A 19,726-nucleotide genomic window follows, 5' to 3' on the forward strand; every position below is an offset into this window, starting at 1 on the left:
CCCCATACAGACGACCGGTGTTGCCGGATCGTTCCCCGTGGGGCTGGGGTCCATGCCCCGCACCCCGTACCCTTGGGCTTTGTGTTCCGTAGCCGTGTCAAGGAAGAGAAGGCCCCGGCCGCCGACAAGGCGCCGCTGACCGACTCCAAGCAGCCCCGCGACCCGCAGGCCCCCAAGGGCCGCCCGACGCCCAAGCGCAGTGAGGCCCAGACCCGGCGCCGCAGCGTCGCCAGCACGTCGATGACGCGCAAGGAGGCCGCCCGGCGCCAGCGCGAGGAGCGGCGGGCGGCGCTGGAACGGCAGCGTCAGGCGCTCGCCAGTGGTGACGAGCGGTACCTGCCGGCGCGCGACAAGGGCCCGGTCCGCCGCTTCGCGCGGGACTTCGTCGACTCGCGGTTCAACATCGCGGAGTGGTTCCTGCCGATGGCGGTGGTCATCCTCGTCCTGAGCATGGTCCAGGTGCCCGCGATGCAGAACGTCGCGCTGCTGCTGTGGCTGGTCGTGATCGTGCTGATCGTGATCGACTCGTTCGTCACCGGCTTCCGCCTCAGGAAGCGCCTGAACGAGCGGTTCGCCGGCGAGAACAAGCGCGGCGCGGTCGCCTACGCCCTGATGCGTTCCCTCCAGATGCGCCGGCTCCGGCTGCCCAAGCCCCAGGTCAAGCGCGGGGAGCGGCCCTGAGCACGTCACCGTTCACCCCGGGCGCGGCCCAGGCCCGGCCGGGCGGGCTGCGGGACGTGGTCCGCCAGGAGCTGGTGGCCCGGCAGCTGGACGAGCAGATAGCCGACCGGTTCCCGGTCGGGCGGCGGCTGCGGGTGCTCGACGTGGGCATGGGCCGGGGCACGCAGGCGCTGCGCCTGGTGCGCGCCGGGCACCACGTGACCGGCATGGAGAAGGACCCCGCGATGATCGCCGCGGTCCGCGGGGCGCTCGCCGGGCAGCCCGAGGGCATCCGGGAGCGGATGCGGATCATCGAGGGCGACGGCCGGGACACCGGTGTGCACTTCCTGCCGGGCAGCTTCGACGTGGTGCTGTGCCACGGCGTGCTCATGTACGTCGAGGAGCCGGATCCGCTGGTGGCCGGGCTCGCTCGGATGCTCGCCCACGGCGGCCTGCTGTCGCTGCTGGTGCGCAACGGGGACGCCCTGGCGATGCGGCCCGGCCTGAACGGCGACTGGGCGGGCGCGCTGGCCGCCTTCGACACCACCGCCCGCCTCCCCCACCCCCGGACGGACCCGGACGGGGAGACCCCCGTCCGCCCGGGACCCGGCGGCCGGGCGGACCGGCTCGCCGCCCTGACGGCGACGCTGGCCGGGATCGGCGCCCCGCTGCACGCCTGGTACGGGGTGCGGGTCTTCACCGACACGGTCGGGGGCGCCTCCCGGGCCCCGGAGGCACCCGGCGAGGACGACATCCCCGTACCGGACGACATCGAGACCCTGCTGGCGGTCGAGGAGCGGGCCGGACGGACGGACCCGTACCGCGGGGTGGCGGCGCTGCTGCACCTGTGCGGAGTGCGGGGCTAGGGGCCTTCCGGGGGACCTCCGCGGAGGAAGCGGCCTCCGGTGCGTGCCCCCGCCGCGCGGGGCGAGGGGCCATGGGTCGGAGCCACCTGGCCCCTCGCCCCGCGCGGCGGGAAGGGGTGCCGGGCGTCGCGGCGCCGCGGAGATCGCCGAAAGCCCCCTGAGCCCGTTCGGGCGTTCACCGAAGGCCGGTCGGGAGGCGCGCGGTGAGACTGCGGGCATGGACGCTTCCCGCTCCCGCGCCGCGCGGCTCGTCGCCTCCCCGGCCGCGTTGGCCTGCTGCGCCGTGGTCCTCGCCGGGTGCTCCGTTCCCGGCGCCCCCGCCGCGCTCCCCCCGTCCGCCGCCCCGCGCGAGCACGGGCAGGCGGCCACGCGGGCGGCCGTGCCGGGGGCGGTGCGTGACCTGGAGGCCGACTACCGGAGGGTGATCAGGGACGTGCTGCCGTCGGTGGTGCAGATCCAGGCCCGGGACGACCTCGGGTCGGGGATCGTGTACGACGACCGGGGGCACATCGTCACCAACGCGCACGTCGTCGGCCGGGAGCGGGCCTTCCGGGTGACGACCGCCCACAGCGAGGACCCGCTGTCCGCGCGGCTCGTCCACTCCTACCCCGAGCAGGACCTCGCCGTCATCCGGCTGGACCGGGTTCCGGACGGGATGCGGCCGGCGGTGTTCGGGGACTCCGCGAAGGTCGAGGTGGGGCAGATCGTACTGGCGATGGGCTCGCCGCTCGGTCTGTCGTCGAGCGTGACGCAGGGCATCGTGTCGGCGACCGGGCGGACCGTCACCGGGAGCGGCGACGGGGGCGGTACGGGCGCGACCCTCGCCAACATGGTGCAGACGTCGGCGGCCATCAACCCCGGCAACAGCGGCGGCGCCCTGGTGAATCTGGACGGGCAGGTCGTCGGCATCCCGACGCTCGCCGCGACCGACCCCGGCCTCGAGGGCAGCACGGCGCCCGGCATCGGGTTCGCGATCCCGGCGTCGACGGTGCGGAAGATCGCCGACCAGATCGTCCGGGACGGCCGGGTCACCGACTCGGGCCGGGCGGCGCTCGGCATCACCGGCCGTACCGTCGTCGACGACTCCTACCGGGCCGTCGGCGTGGCCGTCGTCGAGGTGCGCGACGGCGGCGCGGCCGACCGGGCGGGCCTGCGCGCCGGGGACGTCGTCACCGGGCTGGGGGACGCGGACGTCACCACCCTCACCTCCCTCGCCGAGGCGCTGGCGCCGCTGCGGCCGGGCCGGCGGACGACGGTGACGTACACGCGCGACGGCAGCGAGCGGACGGTCGGGGTGACGCTGGGCGAGCAGTGAGCGTCCCGGGGCGGCCGGGCCGCCCCCGGGACGGCCCGGCTACGCGTCCTCGGCGTGCAGGCTCATCGGCCCGTAGACCTCGGTGGCGTCCTCGAACAGCCGTACCTGGTCGGCGCCGCCCTCCTTCAGCTCCTTCCAGTGCTCCCCGACCCACGACTCGGCGTCGCCCTGGGTGGTGAACTCCTCCGGCTGCACCGCGGGCCGGACCTCCGCCCCGTCGGCCGTCTCGAACCGCCACGTCCATGCCGCCATGTACGCCTCCAAGATGTGAGCACCTGCGGAGCGGAAGCCGGATCCTGGCCCGCCCGCCCCGCAGCCTATGCGGTGCGGCGGACGCGTGAGCGGGGTACGGCCGGCGAAGCACCCGGCGGCGCGGGCGGGCCGCCGGCCGTCGCCCTCACGTGCCCCTCGGGGGGCTCGGGCGCGCAGGACCCGCGGCGCCACGGGAAAATCGGTGCGTGGACGTGACTCTGCTCGGCACCGGTGCCCCCGCGGGCCTGCCCCGCCCCGACTGTCCCTGCGCGGCCTGCGCCGCCGCGCTGGGCGAGGACGCGCGCGCGGCGACCGCGCTGCTGGTGGACGGGGCGCTGCTGTTCGACCTGACGCCCGGCGCCGCGCTCGCGGCGGCGCGGGCCGGACGCTCCCTGAGCGGAGTGGCGCAGGTACTGCTGTCGCATCCGCACGACGGGCCGGCGGTGGAGGTGCCGGCCGGACTGCCGCAGCCGGGCCGGGTGCCGGACGGACGGGAGCTGGCGCTGCTGACGGGTCATCGGGTGCGGGCGGTGGCGCTGGACGCGCCGGGCACGGGGTACGCGGTGACCGGGCCGGAGGGGCAGCGGCTGCTGTTCCTGCCGCCGGGCGGCGCGCCCGCCGGGCTCCGGGATCCCGCCGAGCCCTACGACATGGTCGTCGCGGACGTGGTGGGGCGGCCGGACGCGCTGGCGAGGCTGCGGGCGGTGGGGGCGGTGGGTCCGACGACGGACGTCGTCGCCGTCCACCTGGACCACGACGTGCCGCCGGGGCCGGAACTGCGGCGCCGCCTCGCGGCGGCCGGGGCGCGGGCCGTGCCGGACGGGGCGACGCTGGTGGTGGGCGCCTACGAGGACGTGCCCGACGTGCCGCGGCGGACGCTGGTGCTGGGCGGCGCCCGGTCGGGGAAGTCGGTGGAGGCCGAGCGGCGGCTGGAGGCCTTCCCCGACGTGCTGTACGTGGCGACCGGCGGCACCCGCGGCGGGGACACCGAGTGGGCGGCGCGGGTCGCCGCGCACCGGGAGCGCCGCCCGGGGTCGTGGCGGACGGCGGAGACGTGCGACCTGGTGCCGCTGCTGAGGCAGGACGGGCCGCCGCTGCTGATCGACTGCCTGTCGCTGTGGCTGACGGACGCGATGGACTCCGTCGGGGCGTGGGACGACGCGGAGTGGGCCGGCGGTGGCGAGCGGGCGCTGAGGGAACGGACGCGGGAGCTGACGGACGCGGTGCGCGCGACCCGGCGCACCGTGGTCGCCGTCTCCAACGAGGTGGGGTCGGGGATCGTCCCGGCGACGGCGTCGGGCCGCCGCTACCGGGACGAACTGGGCCGGCTGAACGCGGCGTTCGCCGGCGAGTGCGAGCACGTGCTGCTGGTGGTGGCGGGACAGGCGCTGCCGCTACGGGGCTGAGGTGTCCTTGCGGGCGAGGACGCGGTAGGCGTTGGCGAACGGCGTGCGCCGGACCAGCGGCGCGAGCGCGTGGTCGGCGGCGCCCGCCGCGGCGACCAGCGGGACGGCCGCCCGCAGCAGGGCGTGGCGCGGCCCGTGCCGGGGCGGGGTGGCCCGCCGGGGGGTGCCGGGGGCGGGCAGGGCGTGGGAGAGCATCGTGCCGAGGGCGCCCGCCAGGTCGTGCGGGAGGTGCCCGGCGCGGTGGTCGACGGCGAGGACGGTGCAGCCCTGGGCCTCCAGTTCGGCGCGGAGGTTGGCGGGGGGCAGCAGGTGCGGCCGGCGCGGCTGGTCGTACGACGGCCACCAGCGGCCGAGCAGCGCCGCGAACAGGCTGCGCGGGTCGGTGGTCTCCAGCAGCAGGTGTCCGCCGGGGCGCAGCACGTGCAGCGCGGCGCGCAGTTCGGCACGCGGGTCGGGGGCGAGTTCCAGTTGGTGGAACAGGCTGACGACGTCGTAGCGGGCGCGCAGCAGGGTGCGGACGTGCGGGTCCGTCAGCCGGCCGACGAACGCCTCCTCGACGCGTTCGGCGGCGCGGGCCCGCTCCACGCGGCGGGTGGGGTCCAGGCCGTCGAAGGAGGTGTACGGGAACACCTCCCGTGCCGCGGCGGGGAAGGCGGCGTGGCCGGTGCCGACGTCGAGCCAGCTCTCCGGTTCGGGGCAGTGGCGCCGCACCGCGCGGGCGGCCGAGCGGTGGCGCCGGGGGGCGTCGGGCAGCCCCGGTCCCGGGACGCCGTGGTGGAGGGCCGGGTCCCGGTCCGTCGGCCGCGGGTTCTGGAAGGTGTGCCCGCAGTCCCGGCACTCGTCGACGGTGAACCGGCCCGGGGTGCGGCGGCGCAGGTCCCCGGTGCGCAGCCGGGTGCGCAGCCGGTGCGCGCCGCACCAGGGGCAGTCCTCGCGGCGCGGTTCGTGGGCGGGGCCCGCGCCCGCGGCGGGGGACCGGGCGGGCACGGGCGGCGGCGTGGGCGCGGAGGGCCCCGGCGGTGCGGTCATGGGTGGCTCCCGTGGCGAGGGGGTGCGGGAAGAGGGAGGGAAGGGGGCAGGGGGCGGAGAGGACGAAGGGGACGAAGGGGACGATGGGGGGGGTGAGGACCAGGGAGGGAGGGCATGCGGCAATCCGCTGCAAAACGGAACGTATGGGATCGCCATCCCGGGTGCAACGACGCCGCTCGGGCGAGGGCGCCCCGTGGCACGGCCGGGCAGGGCCGGGCCGGTACTGTTCGGCGAATGAGCTCGCTGAATCTCGACGACTTCTCCGACCTGATCGAGCGTCCCGACGGCGGGGTGCGGCGCGACGCCGAGGCGCGCCGGGAGCGTCAGGTCGTGCCGCCCGGGTCGCTGGGCCGGCTGGACGACCTGGGTGAGTGGCTGGCCGCGGCGCAGTCCGCGGTGCCGGTGCGACCGGTGGAACGGCCGCGGGTGGTGCTCTTCGCCGGCGATCACAAGATCGCCGAGCTGGGGGTCTCGGCGCGGCCCGCGGGCAGCGCCGGGGAGCTGGTCCGGGAGGTGCTGGAGGGCGGCCGTCCGGTGTCGGTCCTCGCCCGGCGCCTCGGCGTCCCGGTGCGGGTGGTGGACATGGCGCTGGACTGCGACCCCGAGTCGCTGCCGGCCGGGGTCGTGCGGCACCGGGTGCGGCGCGGCGGCGGGCGGATCGACGTCGAGGACGCCCTGACCGTCGAGGAGGCCGAGGCCGCGTTCCGGGCCGGGATGGCGGTGGCCGACGAGGAGGCCGACTCGGGGACGGATCTGGTGGTGCTCGGCGACGTCAGCGTGGGCGGCACCACCGCGGCGGGCGTGCTGGTCGCGGCGCTGTGCGGAACGGACGCGTCCGTGGTGACCGGGCGGGGCGGGCTGGCCATCGACGACCTGGCCTGGATGCGCAAGTGCGCGGCGATCCGCGACGCGCTGCGCCGCGCCCGGCCGGTGCTCGGGGACCAGCTGCGGCTGCTGGCGGCGGTGGGCGGCGCCGATCTGACGGCGATGACGGGCTTCCTGCTCCAGAGCGCCGTACGGAAGGTGCCGGTGCTCCTGGACGGAGTGGTGGGCGCCGCCTGCGCGCTGGTGGGGCAGCGGATCGCGTTCCGGGCGCCGGACTGGTGGCTGGCCGCCCACGACAGCGGGGAGCCGGGGCAGGCCAAGGCGCTGGACCGGATGGCGCTGGAGCCGCTGCTCGCCCACGGCGTGAGCGTGGGCGAGGGCACGGGCGGTCTGCTGGCGCTGCCGCTGGTGCAGGCCGCGGCGGCCCTGGCCGCCGAGCTGCCGGAGAGGCCCGGGGACTCCGGGGCGGCGCGGTCCGCCGAGGAGACGGAGCCCGCCGGGGGGCCGAGGTCCGCGCGGGAGGCGGAGGTCCCCGGGGAGGCGTGAGCCCCGGCATGCCGGCCGCCGCGGAGAGCCCGGTGACCGCCGGGTACGCTGCGCCGGTGTTCCGCAACCCCTCCTCCGACGGCCTCCGCTTCGCCTTCGGCACGCTCACCGTGCTGCCCGTCGAGGTGACCCGCTGGGACCGGCGGGCGGCGCGCGGCGGGATGCTGTGCGCCCCGCTGGCCGGGCTGGTCGTCGGGGCCGCCGCCGCGGCCGTCGGGCTCGTGCTGCTGTTCCTCGGCGCGGGGCCCCTGCTCGCCGCCGTCGCCACCACCGCCGTGCCCGCCGTGCTCACCCGGGGCCTGCATCTGGACGGACTGGCCGACACCGCGGACGGACTGGGCAGCGGGAAGCCGGCCGAGGACGCGCTGCGGATCATGAAGCAGTCGGACATCGGGCCGTTCGGCGTGATCACGCTGGTGCTGGTGCTGCCGGCGCAGGTGGCCGCGCTCGCGCAGGCGTACGGCGCTTCCTGGGCCAGGGGCGCGCTCGCCGCCGTCGTCTCGGCGGCCGCCGCCCGGCTCGCGCTCACCCTCGCCGCCCGGTCCGGGGTGCCGGCCGCCCGCCCGGAGGGGCTGGGCGCGGCGGTCGCCGGGGTGGTCCCGGTGGGCGGGGCGCTGGCCGCGGCCGCCGCCGTGACGGTGGCCGCCGGGGCGGCGGGCGCGGCCCTCGGGCCGTACGGCGCGGTGCGCGCGGCGCTCGCGGTGACCGTCGCCGCCGCCGTCGCCGACCTGCTGCTGCGGCACTGCCTGCGCCGGTTCGGCGGGGTCACCGGGGACGTCTTCGGCGCCCTCGCGGAGACGGCGGCCACGGCCGCGCTGGTGGTGCTGGCGCTGGGCTGAGCGGCCGCCGCGGACGGTGGCCGGCCGGCCCGGCGCCACGCCCCCGGTTCGCACCCCTTCGGCGTCGGACCGGGCCCGGGACGGCGGCACCGGAGGCCCCGTTCGGACCGTGCCGCGGACGCGGGGGCCGAACGACGGCCCCGGAACGGCAGTTCCCGCCGACGGAGCTCCGCGGCGCCTCCGGCGCGCCCCCGGCCCGGCGCCGTCCCGCACAGGGCGCGCCGAACACGGCGGCACCGGCCGCGAGTTGCCGCGGACCTCACGCGAGGCGGCGGGCGGAGCGCCCACCGGAACCCGGCCGGTGTGACCCGGATCACCGCATGCGAGGATCGGGAGATGACCACGGGGCCACCCACGGGTGAACACCCGCAGGAGTGAGCGGGTACCACCGCGCGCGTAGGCTCGTGCCCGGTTCCCGCCTGCCCAGGTGGGGACCGCAGCGCAGGAGCGATCTAGGGTCGGTTGTCGGGCCCGGTCGACCCACCCGCATTCGGCCACACGGACTTCACACGGAAGCGAGAATTCACCACCGTGACTGCTCTCACTCTCAGCACCGCCGCAGCGCCCGGCCTGCGGGCCGACGCGATCGTGATCGGGGTCGCCAAGGGCGCCGCGCCCAAGTCCGGGAGCCTGGTCGTGGCACCGGGCGCCGAGGCCGTGGACGCCGCCTACGACGGCGGCCTGGCCGGTGTCCTGGAGACCCTCGGCGCCTCCGGGGCCGAGGGCGAGGTGACCAAGCTGCCCGCGCCGTCCGGCTTCAAGGCGCCGCTCGTGGTGGCGGTGGGCCTGGGCGACGCGCCCGAGAAGGGCGCCGGCTACGACGGCGAGGCGCTGCGCCGGGCCGCCGGCGCGGCCGCCCGTGCCCTGACCGGGACGAAGAAGGCCGCGTTCGCCCTGCCCCTCGCCGACGCCGCCGACGCGGGCGCCGTCGGCGAGGGCGTGCTGCTGGGCGCGTACTCCTTCACCGCGTACAAGGACGTCGCGAAGAGCGGCAAGGACGCCAAGGCCAAGAACGGCAAGGCCCCGCTGGCGGAGGCCGTGCTGCTGGGCGGCAAGCCCCGCGACAAGGCGTACAAGGCGGCGATCGAGCGCGCCGTCGCCGTGTCCGAGGAGCTCAACCGCGCCCGCGACCTGGTCAACACCCCGCCGAACGACCTCGACCCCGAGGCGTTCGCCGCGATCGCGCAGGCCGCGGCCAAGGAGCACGGCATCAAGGTGCAGGTGCTCGACGAGAAGGCGCTGACCAAGGGCGGCTACGGCGGCATCCTCGGCGTCGGCTCCGGCTCGGCGTCGGCGCCCCGCCTGGTGAAGCTCTCGTACACCTCCTCCAAGGCGAAGAAGCACCTCGCCTTCGTCGGCAAGGGCATCACCTACGACTCGGGCGGCATCTCGCTGAAGCCGGCCGGGCACAACGAGACGATGAAGTGCGACATGAGCGGTGCCGCCGCCGTGTTCGCCGCGGTGGTCGCCGCCGCCCGCCTCGGCCTGGAGGTCAACGTCACCGGCTGGCTGGCGCTGGCCGAGAACATGCCCTCGGGTTCCGCGGTCCGCCCCGGTGACGTGCTGCGCATGTACAGCGGCAAGACGGTGGAGGTGCTCAACACCGACGCCGAGGGCCGGCTGGTCCTGGCGGACGCGCTGTGGGCCGCCTCGCAGGAGAAGCCCGACGCGATCGTGGACGTCGCCACCCTGACCGGCGCGATGATGCTGGCGCTCGGCAGCCGCACCTTCGGGATCATGGCGAACGACGACGCCTTCCGCGCGGCGGTGCACGAGGCCGCCGAGGAGGCCGGCGAGGCCGCCTGGCCGATGCCGCTGCCGGAGCACCTGCGCAAGGGCATGGAGTCCGCGACCGCCGACATCGCCAACATGGGCGAGCGGATGGGCGGCGGCCTCGTCGCCGGCCTGTTCCTGCGCGAGTTCGTGGGCGAGGGCATCACCTGGGCGCACCTGGACATCGCCGGCCCCGCGTTCAACGAGGGCGGGCCGTTCGGATACACGCCCAAGGGCGGCACGGGGTCGGCGGTGCGGACGCTGGTGCGGCTGGCCGAGCGGACCGCCGCCGGCGATCTCGGCTGACGCCCGTCCGGGAGCACGGCCCGTTGCGGTGATGCGCCCGCGGGAGCGCGGGGACCGGTCGCGCGGTTCCCCGCGCCCCCGAGGGGCGCGGTCCCCCCGCCCGCCACGAGGGAGCGCGGGGACGTGGGATGTCTCACACCCCGGCCCCGCGTCTCGTTCGACGGCGACAAGTGCGAAGATGGGGCCCGGCAGGACAGGGCCCCACCTAAGGGCCGAAGAACGAGCGGCCGGACACCAGCCGCCTGCCGGTCACCGACGACCGGCGCACGGCGCACATGCATGGAGGACGTGACGTGGCGAACGACGCCAGCACCGTTTTCGACCTAGTGATCCTCGGCGGTGGCAGCGGTGGGTACGCCGCGGCCCTGCGCGGGGCGCAGCTGGGCCTGGACGTCGCCCTGATCGAGAAGGGCAAGGTCGGCGGTACCTGCCTGCACAACGGTTGCATCCCCACCAAGGCCCTGCTGCACGCCGGTGAGATCGCCGACCAGGCCCGCGAGAGCGAGCAGTTCGGCGTGAAGGCCACCTTCGAGGGCATCGACATCGCGGCCGTCCACAAGTACAAGGACGACGTGATCGCGGGCCTGTACAAGGGCCTGCAGGGTCTGATCGCCTCCCGCAAGGTGACCTACATCGAGGGCGAGGGCCGCCTGTCCTCCCCGACCTCCGTCGACGTCAACGGCCAGCGGATCCAGGGCCGCCACGTCCTGCTGGCGACCGGCTCCGTGCCGAAGTCGCTGCCGGGCCTGGAGATCGACGGCGACCGGATCATCTCCTCCGACCACGCCCTCGTCCTGGACCGCGTGCCGAAGTCCGCGATCGTCCTGGGCGGCGGCGTCATCGGCGTCGAGTTCGCGTCCGCGTGGAAGTCGTTCGGTGTCGACGTCACGATCATCGAGGGCATGAAGCACCTCGTCCCGGTCGAGGACGAGAACTCCTCCAAGCTGCTGGAGCGCGCCTTCCGCAAGCGCGGCATCAAGTTCAACCTGGGCACCTTCTTCGAGAAGGCCGAGTACACCCAGGACGGTGTCAAGGTCATCCTGGCGGACGGCAAGGAGTTCGAGGCCGAGGTCCTGCTCGTCGCCGTCGGCCGCGGCCCGGTCTCCCAGGGCCTGGGCTACGAGGAGGCCGGGGTCGCCATGGACCGCGGCTACGTCCTCGTCGACGAGTACATGCGCACCAACGTCCCGACGATCTCGGCCGTCGGCGACCTGGTCCCGACCCTCCAGCTCGCGCACGTCGGCTTCGCCGAGGGCATCCTGGTGGCGGAGCGGCTGGCCGGTCTGAAGGTCGTCCCGATCGACTACGACGGCGTGCCGCGGGTGACGTACTGCCACCCGGAGGTCGCCTCCGTCGGCCTCACCGAGGCCAAGGCCAAGGAGATCTACGGCGCGGACAAGGTCGTCGCGCTCAAGTACAACCTGGCGGGCAACGGCAGGAGCAAGATCCTGAAGACCGCGGGCGAGATCAAGCTCGTCCAGGTCAAGGACGGTGCCGTGGTCGGCGTCCACATGGTCGGCGACCGCATGGGCGAGCAGGTCGGCGAGGCCCAGCTGATCTACAACTGGGAGGCGCTGCCGGCCGAGGTGGCCCAGCTCATCCACGCCCACCCGACGCAGAACGAGGCGCTCGGCGAGGCCCACCTGGCCCTGGCCGGCAAGCCGCTGCACTCCCACGACTGACGCTTTCAGTCATCGGCGCGACGACACAGACTTCCGCAATTCGTTAGGAGCAACCGAAACCATGGCGGTTTCCGTAACCCTTCCGGCGCTCGGCGAGAGCGTCACCGAGGGCACCGTCACCCGTTGGCTGAAGGCCGAGGGTGAGCGCGTCGAGGCCGACGAGCCGCTGCTCGAGGTCTCCACCGACAAGGTCGACACCGAGATCCCGGCGCCCGCCTCCGGCGTGCTGTCCTCCATCAAGGTCGCCGAGGACGAGACCGTCGAGGTCGGCGCCGAGCTGGCGCTGATCGACGACGGCTCCGAAGCCCCGGCCGCCGAGCAGGCGCCCGCCGCCGAGCAGGCCGCTCCCGCCCCCGAGCAGGCCCCCGCCCCCGCTCCGGAGCCGGCCCCGCAGGCCCAGCCCTCCACCGAGCAGGCCGCCCCCGCCCCGGCCCCGACCGCCGAGGCCACCTCCGGCGGCGGTTCCGCCGAGGGCACCGACGTGGTGCTTCCGGCGCTCGGCGAGTCCGTCACCGAGGGCACCGTCACCCGCTGGCTGAAGTCGGTCGGCGACAGCGTCGAGGCCGACGAGCCGCTGCTCGAGGTCTCCACCGACAAGGTCGACACCGAGATCCCGGCGCCCGCCTCCGGCGTGCTGCTGGAGATCGTGGTCGGCGAGGACGAGACCGCCGAGGTCGGCGCCAAGCTCGCCGTCATCGGCGCCGAGGGTGCCGCTCCGGCCGCCCCCGAGGCCCCGGCCGCCCCCGAGGCCCCGGCCGCTCAGCCGGAACCGGCCGCTCCGGCGCAGGCCGCTCCCGCGCAGGCCCAGCCCGCTCCGGCGCAGCTCGCCCCGGCTCAGGCCCCGGCCGCCCCCGCGCAGGCCGCCCCGGCCCCGCAGGCGACCGCCGCCCCGGCCCCGCAGCAGCAGGCCGCTCCGGCCCAGGCCCCGGCCGCCCCGGCTCCGGCCCAGGCCCCGGCCGCGACCGCCGCAGCCCCCGCCGCCGCGCAGGCGACGGACGAGGGCGCGTACGTGACCCCGCTGGTGCGCAAGCTCGCCGCCGAGAACGGCGTCGACCTGTCCACCGTGCAGGGCACCGGCGTCGGCGGCCGCATCCGCAAGCAGGACGTCCTGGCCGCCGCGGAGGCCGCCAAGGCCCCCGCCGCTCCGGCCCCCGCCGCCGCTGCGGCCCCCGCCCCGGCCGCCGCCAGGAAGGCGCCGAAGCTGGAGGCGTCCCCGCTGCGCGGCCAGACCGTGAAGATGCCGCGGATCCGCAAGGTCATCGGCGACAACATGGTCAAGGCCCTGCACGAGCAGGCCCAGCTCTCCTCGGTCGTCGAGGTGGACGTCACCCGCCTGATGAAGCTGCGCGCCCGCGCCAAGGACGCGTTCGCGGCCCGCGAGGGCGTCAAGCTCTCCCCGATGCCGTTCTTCGTCAAGGCCGCGGCCCAGGCGCTGAAGGCCCACCCGGTCATCAACGCCAAGATCAACGAGGCCGAGGGGACCATCACCTACTTCGACACCGAGCACGTCGGTATCGCGGTGGACTCCGAGAAGGGCCTGATGACCCCGGTCATCAAGAACGCCGGCGACCTCAACATCGCCGGTATCGCCAAGGCCACGGCGGAGCTGGCGGGCAAGGTCCGGGCCGGCAAGATCACCCCGGACGAGCTGTCCGGCGCGACCTTCACCATCTCCAACACCGGTTCGCGCGGCGCGCTGTTCGACACGATCATCGTGCCGCCGGGCCAGGTCGCGATCCTCGGCATCGGCGCCACGGTCAAGCGCCCGGCCGTGATCGAGACGGAGGAGGGCACGGTCATCGGCGTCCGCGACATGACCTACCTGACCCTCTCCTACGACCACCGCCTGGTGGACGGCGCCGACGCCGCCCGCTACCTGACGGCGGTCAAGGCGATCCTGGAGGCCGGCGAGTTCGAGGTCGAGCTCGGACTGTGATCCCGTAGCGCCCAGGTACGGCTGTACGGCGCCCCCGCCCGGAACTCCGGGCGGGGGCGCCGTCGTTCGTGTAAGCCTCGTCTCACCTGCGTGAAAGCCCCCGTATGCGCCCTTCCGCCGATGGCGCGCCGCCGTATTGTCTAAGCGTCAACGCCCTCAGGGGGCCGGTGGGCCCCTCCCTAAGGAGCCCTCATGACCGCCCCCGTCATCCACTCGCTGCGCGAACAGATCCGCGAGCACATCCTGGAAGGGATCATCAGCGGGCGCTGGCAGCCGGGCGAGCGGATCGTGGAGCGGCGCATCGCCACCGAACTGGAGGTCAGCCAGACGCCGGTCAGGGAGGCGCTGCGCGAGCTGGAGTCGCTGCGATTGATCGAGTCGGCACCGAACAAGGGCGTACGGGTGCGGAACCTGACCGCGGCCGACCTGGAGGAGAGCTACCCGGTCCGGGCCGGTCTGGAGGCGATCGCGGCGGAGCTGGCGGCGCAGCGGCTGGCCGAGGACTGCTCGGCGCTGGAGCCGCACGTCGCCGCGCTGTACGAGGCCGACCGCGAGGGCGACGGGACGGCGCAGGTCCGGCACACCGTCGGCTTCCACCGGGAGCTGGTGCGGGCCGCCGACAACTCGGTGCTGCTGCACACCTGGGAGGGCCTGGGCATCGAGGTGTTCACGGCGCTGTCCATCCGCTGGCTGGGCACGGTGCAGCAGTCGTACGCCGAGGAGCACGAGGAATTGGTGGCGGCGTTCAAGCGGCGGGACCCGCGCATCGCCGAGCTGGTGAAGGCGCACGTGCTGGGCTGCGCGCCGCGCCACGGGGAAAGCTGAGCGGCGCCTCGCTCAAACGCCTCCTCACCTGCGAAAACCGGCCCGAAATGCGGCACCCGGTGTCTTGTTCGAAGGCACCGGGTGCCTACTTTCTCGTTTTCAAGGGGTTTTCGCCTTCAACCCTTTGATCGATCATCGATCAGGGGGTTACAGTCGCCGACGGGCTTCGACCAAAGCCTCACGCCCTGTCCTGCCAAAGACCAAGGGCACCCCGAACCCTTACCGATGAGGGAACCCCCTTCGACTGAGGAAGGCGGCGACATGACCGACCCCAACGCCATCCAGCCGAGCGAGCTCGACCAGCTCCCGGACCGCGACCCCGAGGAGACCGCCGAGTGGCAGGCCTCCCTGGACGCCGTTGCCAAGGCGGCCGGGCCGCACCGTGCCGCGTACCTGATGCGCCGCACGCTGGAGCGCGCCGAGGGCGCCGGCATCGCCCTGCCGAAGCTCCTCGAGACCGACTACGTCAACACCATCCCGACCGCCGCCGAGCCCCCCGTGGACGGCGACGAGGAGATGGAGGCCCGGATCACCGCGTGGAACCGCTGGAACGCGGCGGCCATGGTGACCCGCGGCAGCAAGTACGGCGTCGGCGGCCACATCGCCACCTTCGCCTCCGCGGCCTGGCTGTACGAGACCGGCTTCAACCACTTCTTCAAGGGCAAGGAGACCGACGGCTCCGGCGACCAGCTCTACATCCAGGGCCACGCCTCCCCCGGCATCTACGCCCGCGCCTTCCTCGACGGCCGGCTGAACGAGGACCACCTCGACAACTTCCGCCGCGAGACCGGCGGCAACGGCCTGCCCTCGTACCCGCACCCGCGGCGCCTGCCCTGGCTGTGGGAGTTCCCGACCGTCTCCATGGGCCTGGGCCCGCTCTCCGCGATCTACCAGGCGCGGTTCAACCGCTACCTGACCGCGCGCGGCATCAAGGACACCTCCGCCTCGCACGTGTGGGCCTTCCTCGGCGACGGCGAGATGGACGAGCCCGAGTCGACGGCGGCGCTCGCGCTCGCCTCCCGCGAGGGCCTGGACAACCTGACCTTCGTCATCAACTGCAACCTCCAGCGCCTGGACGGCCCGGTCCGCGCCAACTTCAAGATCGTGCAGGAGCTGGAGGCCCAGTTCCGCGGCGCCGGCTGGAACGTGATCAAGACGCTGTGGGGCTCGGCCTGGGACGAGCTGTTCCAGCTCGACACCACCGGCGCGCTCGTACGCCGCCTGCGCGAGGTGCCGGACGCGCAGATCCAGACGTACCAGACCCGCGACGCCGCCTACATCCGCGAGGACTTCTTCGGCAAGGACCCGGCACTCGCCGAGATGGCGAAACTGCTGAGCGACGACAAGATCCTCGAGTGCTTCCACGTCTCCCGCGGCGGTCACGAGCCGCGCAAGGTCTACGCCGCGTACAAGGCGGCGCTCGCCCACAAGGGCGCCCCGACGGTGATCCTGGCCCAGACGGTCAAGGGCCACACCCTCGGTGAGGGCTTCGCCTCCAAGAACGCCAACCACCAGATGAAGAAGCTGACGGTGGACGAGTTCAAGGCGATGCGCGACCGCCTGGACCTGCCGATCAAGGACAGCGACTTCGTCGACGGCGTGGTGCCCTACGGCCACCCGGGCGCCGACTCCCCCGAGGTCCGCTACCTCCAGGAGCGCCGCGCCGCCCTCGGCGGCCCGGCCCCGGCCCGCCGCGTCCACCCGGTCCCGGCGCTGCCCGCCCCGGCGGAGAAGGCGTTCACCGCCTTCGACAAGGGCTCCGGCTCCCAGAACGTGGCGACGACGATGGCGTTCGTCCGTCTGATCAAGGACCTGGTGCGCGACAAGGAGACCGGCAAGCGCTGGGTGCCGATCGTCCCCGACGAGGCCCGCACCTTCGGCATGGAGTCGCTCTTCCCGTCGCTGGGCATCTACTCGCCCAAGGGCCAGACCTACGAGCCGGTCGACCGCGACCAGCTGATGTACTACAAGGAGGCCAAGAACGGCCAGATCCTCAACGAGGGGATCACCGAGGCCGGTTCCATGGCCGACTTCATCGCCGCCTCCACGTCGTACGCGACGCACGGCGAGCCGATGATCCCGTTCTACATCTTCTACTCGATGTTCGGCTGGCAGCGCACGGCCGACCAGATGTGGCAGCTCGGCGACCAGCTCGGCCGCGGCTTCCTGATCGGCGCCACCGCCGGCCGCACCACGCTGACCGGTGAGGGCCTGCAGCACGCCGACGGCCACACCCCGGTGATCGCCGCGACCAACCCGGCGTCGCTGACGTACGACCCGGCGTTCGCCTACGAGGTCGCCGTCATCGTCCGCGAGGGCCTGCGCCGGATGTACGGCGAGGCCAAGGAGGGCGAGGACCAGGACGTCTTCTACTACCTGACGGTCTACAACGAGCCGCTGCCGCAGCCGGCCAAGCCGGCCGGCCTCGGCATCGACGAGGGCATCGTCAAGGGCCTGTACCGCTTCAACACGGCGGAGTCCGCGGGCCTGACCCCGGCGGCGGGCGCCCCGCGCATCCAGCTGCTGGGCTCCGGCACGGCGATCCACTGGGCGCTGAAGGCGCAGAGGATGCTCACCGAGGAGTGGGGTGTGGCCGCCGACGTGTGGTCCGCCACCTCCTGGACCGAGCTGCGCCGCGACGCGATGGAGGCCGACGCGGCCCTCCTGCGCGGCGAGGAGCGGGTGCCCTACGTCCGCCAGGCGCTCCAGGGCGCCGAGGGCCCGGTGCTGGCCGTCTCCGACTACATGCGCCAGGTCCCGGACCAGATCGCGCAGTGGGTGGAGCAGGACTGGTCCTCGCTGGGCGCCGACGGCTTCGGCCTGTCGGACACCCGTGAGGCGGCCCGCCGCCACTTCGGCGTCGACGCCGAGTCGATCGTGGTCGCGGCCCTGGCCCAGCTCGCCAGGCGCGGCGAGGTCGAGGCGACGGCCGTGAAGGAGGCGCGCGAGCGCTACGGCCTGTAGTCCACGGTCACCAGGAGGCCCCCGCCGCGGCGGGGGCCTCCTGCATGATGGGGCCATGCGCGCTGCCCGGCTGATCAAGATGGTGCTGCTGCTCCAGTCCCGGTCCTCCATGACCGCCGCCGAGCTGGCCCGGGAGCTGGAGGTGTCGGAGCGGACCGTGACGCGGGACGCGCAGGCGCTGTCGGAGGCGGGCGTGCCGGTGTACGCGGAGCGGGGGCGGGCCGGCGGGTACCGGCTGGTCGGCGGTTACCGCACCCGGCTGACCGGCCTGCACCGCAGCGAGGCGGAGGCCCTCTTCCTCTCCGGCGTGCCGGGGGCGCTGCGCGAGATGGGGCTTCAGGACGCGGCGTCGGCGGCCCGGCTGAAGGTGTCGGCGGCGCTGCTGCCGTCCCTGCGGGACGCCCCCCGCACGGCGGCGCAGCGCTTCCACCTGGACGCCCCGGACTGGTTCAAGGAGCCCGGGACGCCCGGGCTGCTCCCGGCGGTCGCGGACGCGGTCTGGGACGACCGGCGCGTCACCGTCCGCTACCGGCGCGGACGCGACGGGGAGGAGGTCGCCCGGGAGCTGGAGCCGTACGGGCTCGTGCTCAAGGCGGGGGTCTGGTACCTGTGCGCGCGGGTCCGCGCGGACGGGGACTCCTTCCGGGTGTACCGGATCGACCGGTTCACGGCGGTGGACGCCGGTGCGGAGCGGTTCACCCGGGACGAGGACTTCGACCTGCCCGCCTTCTGGGCACGGCGGGCCGCGCAGTTCGCGCGGTCGATCCTGCGGGCCGAGGTCGTCCTGCGGCTGTCGCCGCAGGGCGTGCGCGGACTGCCGTACGCGGTGGATCCGCGCTCGGCGCGGGAGGCGCTGGACGCCGCCGGGGCTGCCGGCGCGGACGGGTGGGTGACGGTGACGCTGCCGGTGGAGTCCGAGGAGGTCGCCCACGCCCAGCTGCGGATGCTCGGGCCGGAGGCCGAGGTGCTGGCGCCGAAGGGGCTGCGGGAGCGTTTCGCGCTCGATGCGCGGCGGCTGGCCGGGCTGTACGGGGATCCGGCGCCGTGAGGCGCGGGACGGACCGCGCACAGGCGGCCGTCCCGCTCCGCGTGCGCCCCGTGCGCCCAGGGCCGATGCTGGAGCCGTGATGGACGAGACGGAGTTCTGGGAGCTGATCGACGCCACCCGCGAGGCCGCCGAGGGGGACTCCGAGGAGCAGGCCGACCTGCTCGTGGAGCGGCTGTGCCGGCTGGACCCGGAACGGGTCCTGGACTTCGCCCGCCATTTCGAGGCCCGCTACCGCCGCGCCTTCACCTGGGACCTGTGGGCCGCCGCGTGGGTGCTGCTCACCGGGGCGAGCGACGACGTGTTCGACTCCTTCCGGTGCTGGCTGATCGGCCAGGGCCGCGAGGTGTACGAGGGGGCCGTGCACGATCCCGACGCGCTCGCGGAGCTGCTGGACGACTTCGACGAGGAGATCGACGGCGACGGCGAGGAGCTCGGCTACGCGGCCGACGAGGCGTACGAGCAGCTCACCGGTTCCGTCACGCCGGACCTGGGGCTCACGCCCGCCCCGGCGGAACCGCGGGGGACGCCGCTCGACCTGGAGGACGACCGGGCGCTCGCCGAGCGGTTGCCGCGGCTGTGGGAGCGGTTCGCGGCCTGACCCGGGCCCGGGGCGCTCAGGGGGCCGGGGCCTGCCGGGGGGCCGCCGTCCGGCCCTGGAGCCGGGCCGCCCGTTCCCTGATCCCGGGGATGCGGGCGCTGAGGGCGGCCCCCGGGCAGCTGGTCCGGTAGCCGTCGTCGTGGCCCGCGACGGCGGGCATCGCGACGGCGGTGCCGGCGGCGTACCGGCTGCGGTCGTTGCTGGAGACCAGCCGGACCTGCGTGCGCGGATCGGTGCCGGACAGGCCCAGTTTCCAGGCGGCCAGCGCGGCGATCGCGTCGGTCAGCGCGCGGGGCACGGGGACGCCGGCGGTGAAGGTGCCGAGGGCGGCGATGCCGGTGGTGCGGTGGTTGAAGCCCTGGGTGTGGGCGCCGGTGACGGGGCGGTCGATGCCGCCGGCTCGGCCCTCGTAGACGGTGCCGCAGCGGTCGACGACGAAGTTGTAGCCGATGTCGTCCCAGTCCCGGGCGCCGGTCTGGCCCGCGTACAGGTCGCGCAGGATGCGGGGGGTGTCGGCGCAGTCGTAGCCGTTGGGGGTGTCGGTGTGGTGGAGGAAGACGGCGACGACCCGGTCGTCGTAGCGCGGGGGCGGCTGGCGGCGGGCGGCGTCGCCCAGCCAGTCGGAGCGGGGCACGACGGGGGGCCGGGGCGCGGTGTGCCGGGCGGCGGCGGGCCGGGCGGGCTCGGCGGCCGGGCGCTCGCCGCCGATCGTGCACAGCGCCAGCGCGACCGCGGCGGCGGCGCCGGGCAGGCAGCACAGCAGCAGCAGCCGGACGGCGTCCGGTATGTGCACCGCACGCCGCGTCCGGCCGGCGCGGCGGCCCCGGGAATGCCGGGGCCTGCGAACGACACGCAT

The 19,726-nt window shown here is 75.0% G+C and carries 16 protein-coding genes; 13 read left to right on the plus strand and 3 right to left on the minus strand.

Going from position 1 to position 19,726, the window contains the following annotated elements; translation table 11 throughout:
* Nucleotides 1–81: 81 nt before the first annotated feature.
* The 3 genes from ACSU6Z_RS07485 to ACSU6Z_RS07495 all read left to right on the plus strand — a co-directional run bounded on the left by ACSU6Z_RS07485 (nt 82) and on the right by ACSU6Z_RS07495 (nt 2,841).
* Nucleotides 82–681, plus strand: coding sequence for a DUF3043 domain-containing protein (locus ACSU6Z_RS07485; RefSeq protein WP_437044027.1), 600 nt, complete (start codon nt 82–84; stop codon nt 679–681).
* Nucleotides 682–755: 74 nt separating this feature from the next.
* Nucleotides 756–1,526, plus strand: coding sequence for a class I SAM-dependent methyltransferase (locus ACSU6Z_RS07490; protein ID WP_437050219.1), 771 nt, complete (start codon nt 756–758; stop codon nt 1,524–1,526).
* Nucleotides 1,527–1,743: 217 nt separating this feature from the next.
* The gene (locus tag ACSU6Z_RS07495) at nt 1,744–2,841 is read left to right on the plus strand and encodes a S1C family serine protease (RefSeq protein ID WP_437044029.1); all 1,098 of its coding nucleotides are present in this window, start codon (nt 1,744–1,746) and stop codon (nt 2,839–2,841) included.
* A gap of 39 nt (nt 2,842–2,880) precedes the next feature.
* Here ACSU6Z_RS07495 and ACSU6Z_RS07500 read toward each other — a convergent pair whose 3' ends face one another.
* A complete protein-coding gene (locus ACSU6Z_RS07500; RefSeq protein ID WP_437044031.1) occupies nt 2,881–3,093 on the minus strand; it encodes a hypothetical protein in 213 nt (70 codons plus the stop codon).
* Nucleotides 3,094–3,299: 206 nt separating this feature from the next.
* Between ACSU6Z_RS07500 and ACSU6Z_RS07505 the strand changes: the two genes are divergently transcribed.
* Nucleotides 3,300–4,499, plus strand: coding sequence for a bifunctional adenosylcobinamide kinase/adenosylcobinamide-phosphate guanylyltransferase (locus ACSU6Z_RS07505; protein ID WP_437044033.1), 1,200 nt, complete (start codon nt 3,300–3,302; stop codon nt 4,497–4,499).
* Here the strand turns inward: ACSU6Z_RS07505 and ACSU6Z_RS07510 are convergent.
* Nucleotides 4,488–5,528, minus strand: a complete 1,041-nt coding sequence (locus tag ACSU6Z_RS07510) for a class I SAM-dependent methyltransferase (protein ID WP_437044035.1) — start codon at nt 5,526–5,528, stop codon at nt 4,488–4,490. The genes ACSU6Z_RS07505 and ACSU6Z_RS07510 overlap by 12 nt on opposite strands.
* Before the next feature lie 234 nt (nt 5,529–5,762).
* Here ACSU6Z_RS07510 and cobT point away from each other — a divergent pair, with 234 nt between their 5' ends.
* From cobT to ACSU6Z_RS07555, 9 genes are all read left to right on the plus strand, one after another.
* Nucleotides 5,763–6,899, plus strand: a complete 1,137-nt coding sequence (cobT, locus tag ACSU6Z_RS07515) for a nicotinate-nucleotide--dimethylbenzimidazole phosphoribosyltransferase (RefSeq protein ID WP_437044038.1) — start codon at nt 5,763–5,765, stop codon at nt 6,897–6,899.
* Between the two features lie 8 nt (nt 6,900–6,907).
* Entirely contained in the window at nt 6,908–7,738 is an 831-nt protein-coding gene (locus ACSU6Z_RS07520) for an adenosylcobinamide-GDP ribazoletransferase (protein WP_437050220.1), read from the plus strand.
* Nucleotides 7,739–8,269: 531 nt separating this feature from the next.
* Nucleotides 8,270–9,817, plus strand: coding sequence for a leucyl aminopeptidase (locus ACSU6Z_RS07525; RefSeq protein WP_437044040.1), 1,548 nt, complete (start codon nt 8,270–8,272; stop codon nt 9,815–9,817).
* 293 nt (nt 9,818–10,110) lie between these two features.
* Nucleotides 10,111–11,499 (plus strand): dihydrolipoyl dehydrogenase, encoded by a 1,389-nt coding sequence (gene lpdA, locus ACSU6Z_RS07530; protein ID WP_437044042.1) that lies wholly within the window; start codon nt 10,111–10,113, stop codon nt 11,497–11,499.
* Nucleotides 11,500–11,560: 61 nt separating this feature from the next.
* Nucleotides 11,561–13,435 carry a 2-oxoglutarate dehydrogenase, E2 component, dihydrolipoamide succinyltransferase gene (sucB, locus tag ACSU6Z_RS07535; RefSeq protein WP_437044044.1) on the plus strand — a complete coding sequence of 625 codons (1,875 nt, stop codon included), beginning with the start codon at nt 11,561–11,563 and terminating at the stop codon, nt 13,433–13,435.
* Between the two features lie 192 nt (nt 13,436–13,627).
* The gene (locus tag ACSU6Z_RS07540) at nt 13,628–14,260 is read left to right on the plus strand and encodes a GntR family transcriptional regulator (protein WP_437044046.1); all 633 of its coding nucleotides are present in this window, start codon (nt 13,628–13,630) and stop codon (nt 14,258–14,260) included.
* Between the two features lie 261 nt (nt 14,261–14,521).
* Nucleotides 14,522–17,224 carry a pyruvate dehydrogenase (acetyl-transferring), homodimeric type gene (gene aceE / locus ACSU6Z_RS07545; protein ID WP_437044048.1) on the plus strand — a complete coding sequence of 901 codons (2,703 nt, stop codon included), beginning with the start codon at nt 14,522–14,524 and terminating at the stop codon, nt 17,222–17,224.
* Nucleotides 17,225–17,279: 55 nt separating this feature from the next.
* Nucleotides 17,280–18,272 (plus strand): helix-turn-helix transcriptional regulator, encoded by a 993-nt coding sequence (locus ACSU6Z_RS07550; protein WP_437044050.1) that lies wholly within the window; start codon nt 17,280–17,282, stop codon nt 18,270–18,272.
* A gap of 79 nt (nt 18,273–18,351) precedes the next feature.
* Nucleotides 18,352–18,870, plus strand: a complete 519-nt coding sequence (locus ACSU6Z_RS07555) for a DUF4240 domain-containing protein (protein ID WP_437050222.1) — start codon at nt 18,352–18,354, stop codon at nt 18,868–18,870.
* A gap of 16 nt (nt 18,871–18,886) precedes the next feature.
* On the opposite strand, the gene ACSU6Z_RS07560 is transcribed toward ACSU6Z_RS07555, so the two are convergent.
* Complete coding sequence (locus ACSU6Z_RS07560) at nt 18,887–19,663, minus strand: peptidoglycan recognition protein family protein (RefSeq protein ID WP_437044052.1); 777 nt, start codon at nt 19,661–19,663, stop codon at nt 18,887–18,889.
* Nucleotides 19,664–19,726: the final 63 nt, after the last annotated feature.

The sequence above is a fragment of the Streptomyces sp. enrichment culture genome, assembly GCF_964273145.1.
GTDB lineage: Bacteria > Actinomycetota > Actinomycetes > Streptomycetales > Streptomycetaceae > Streptomyces.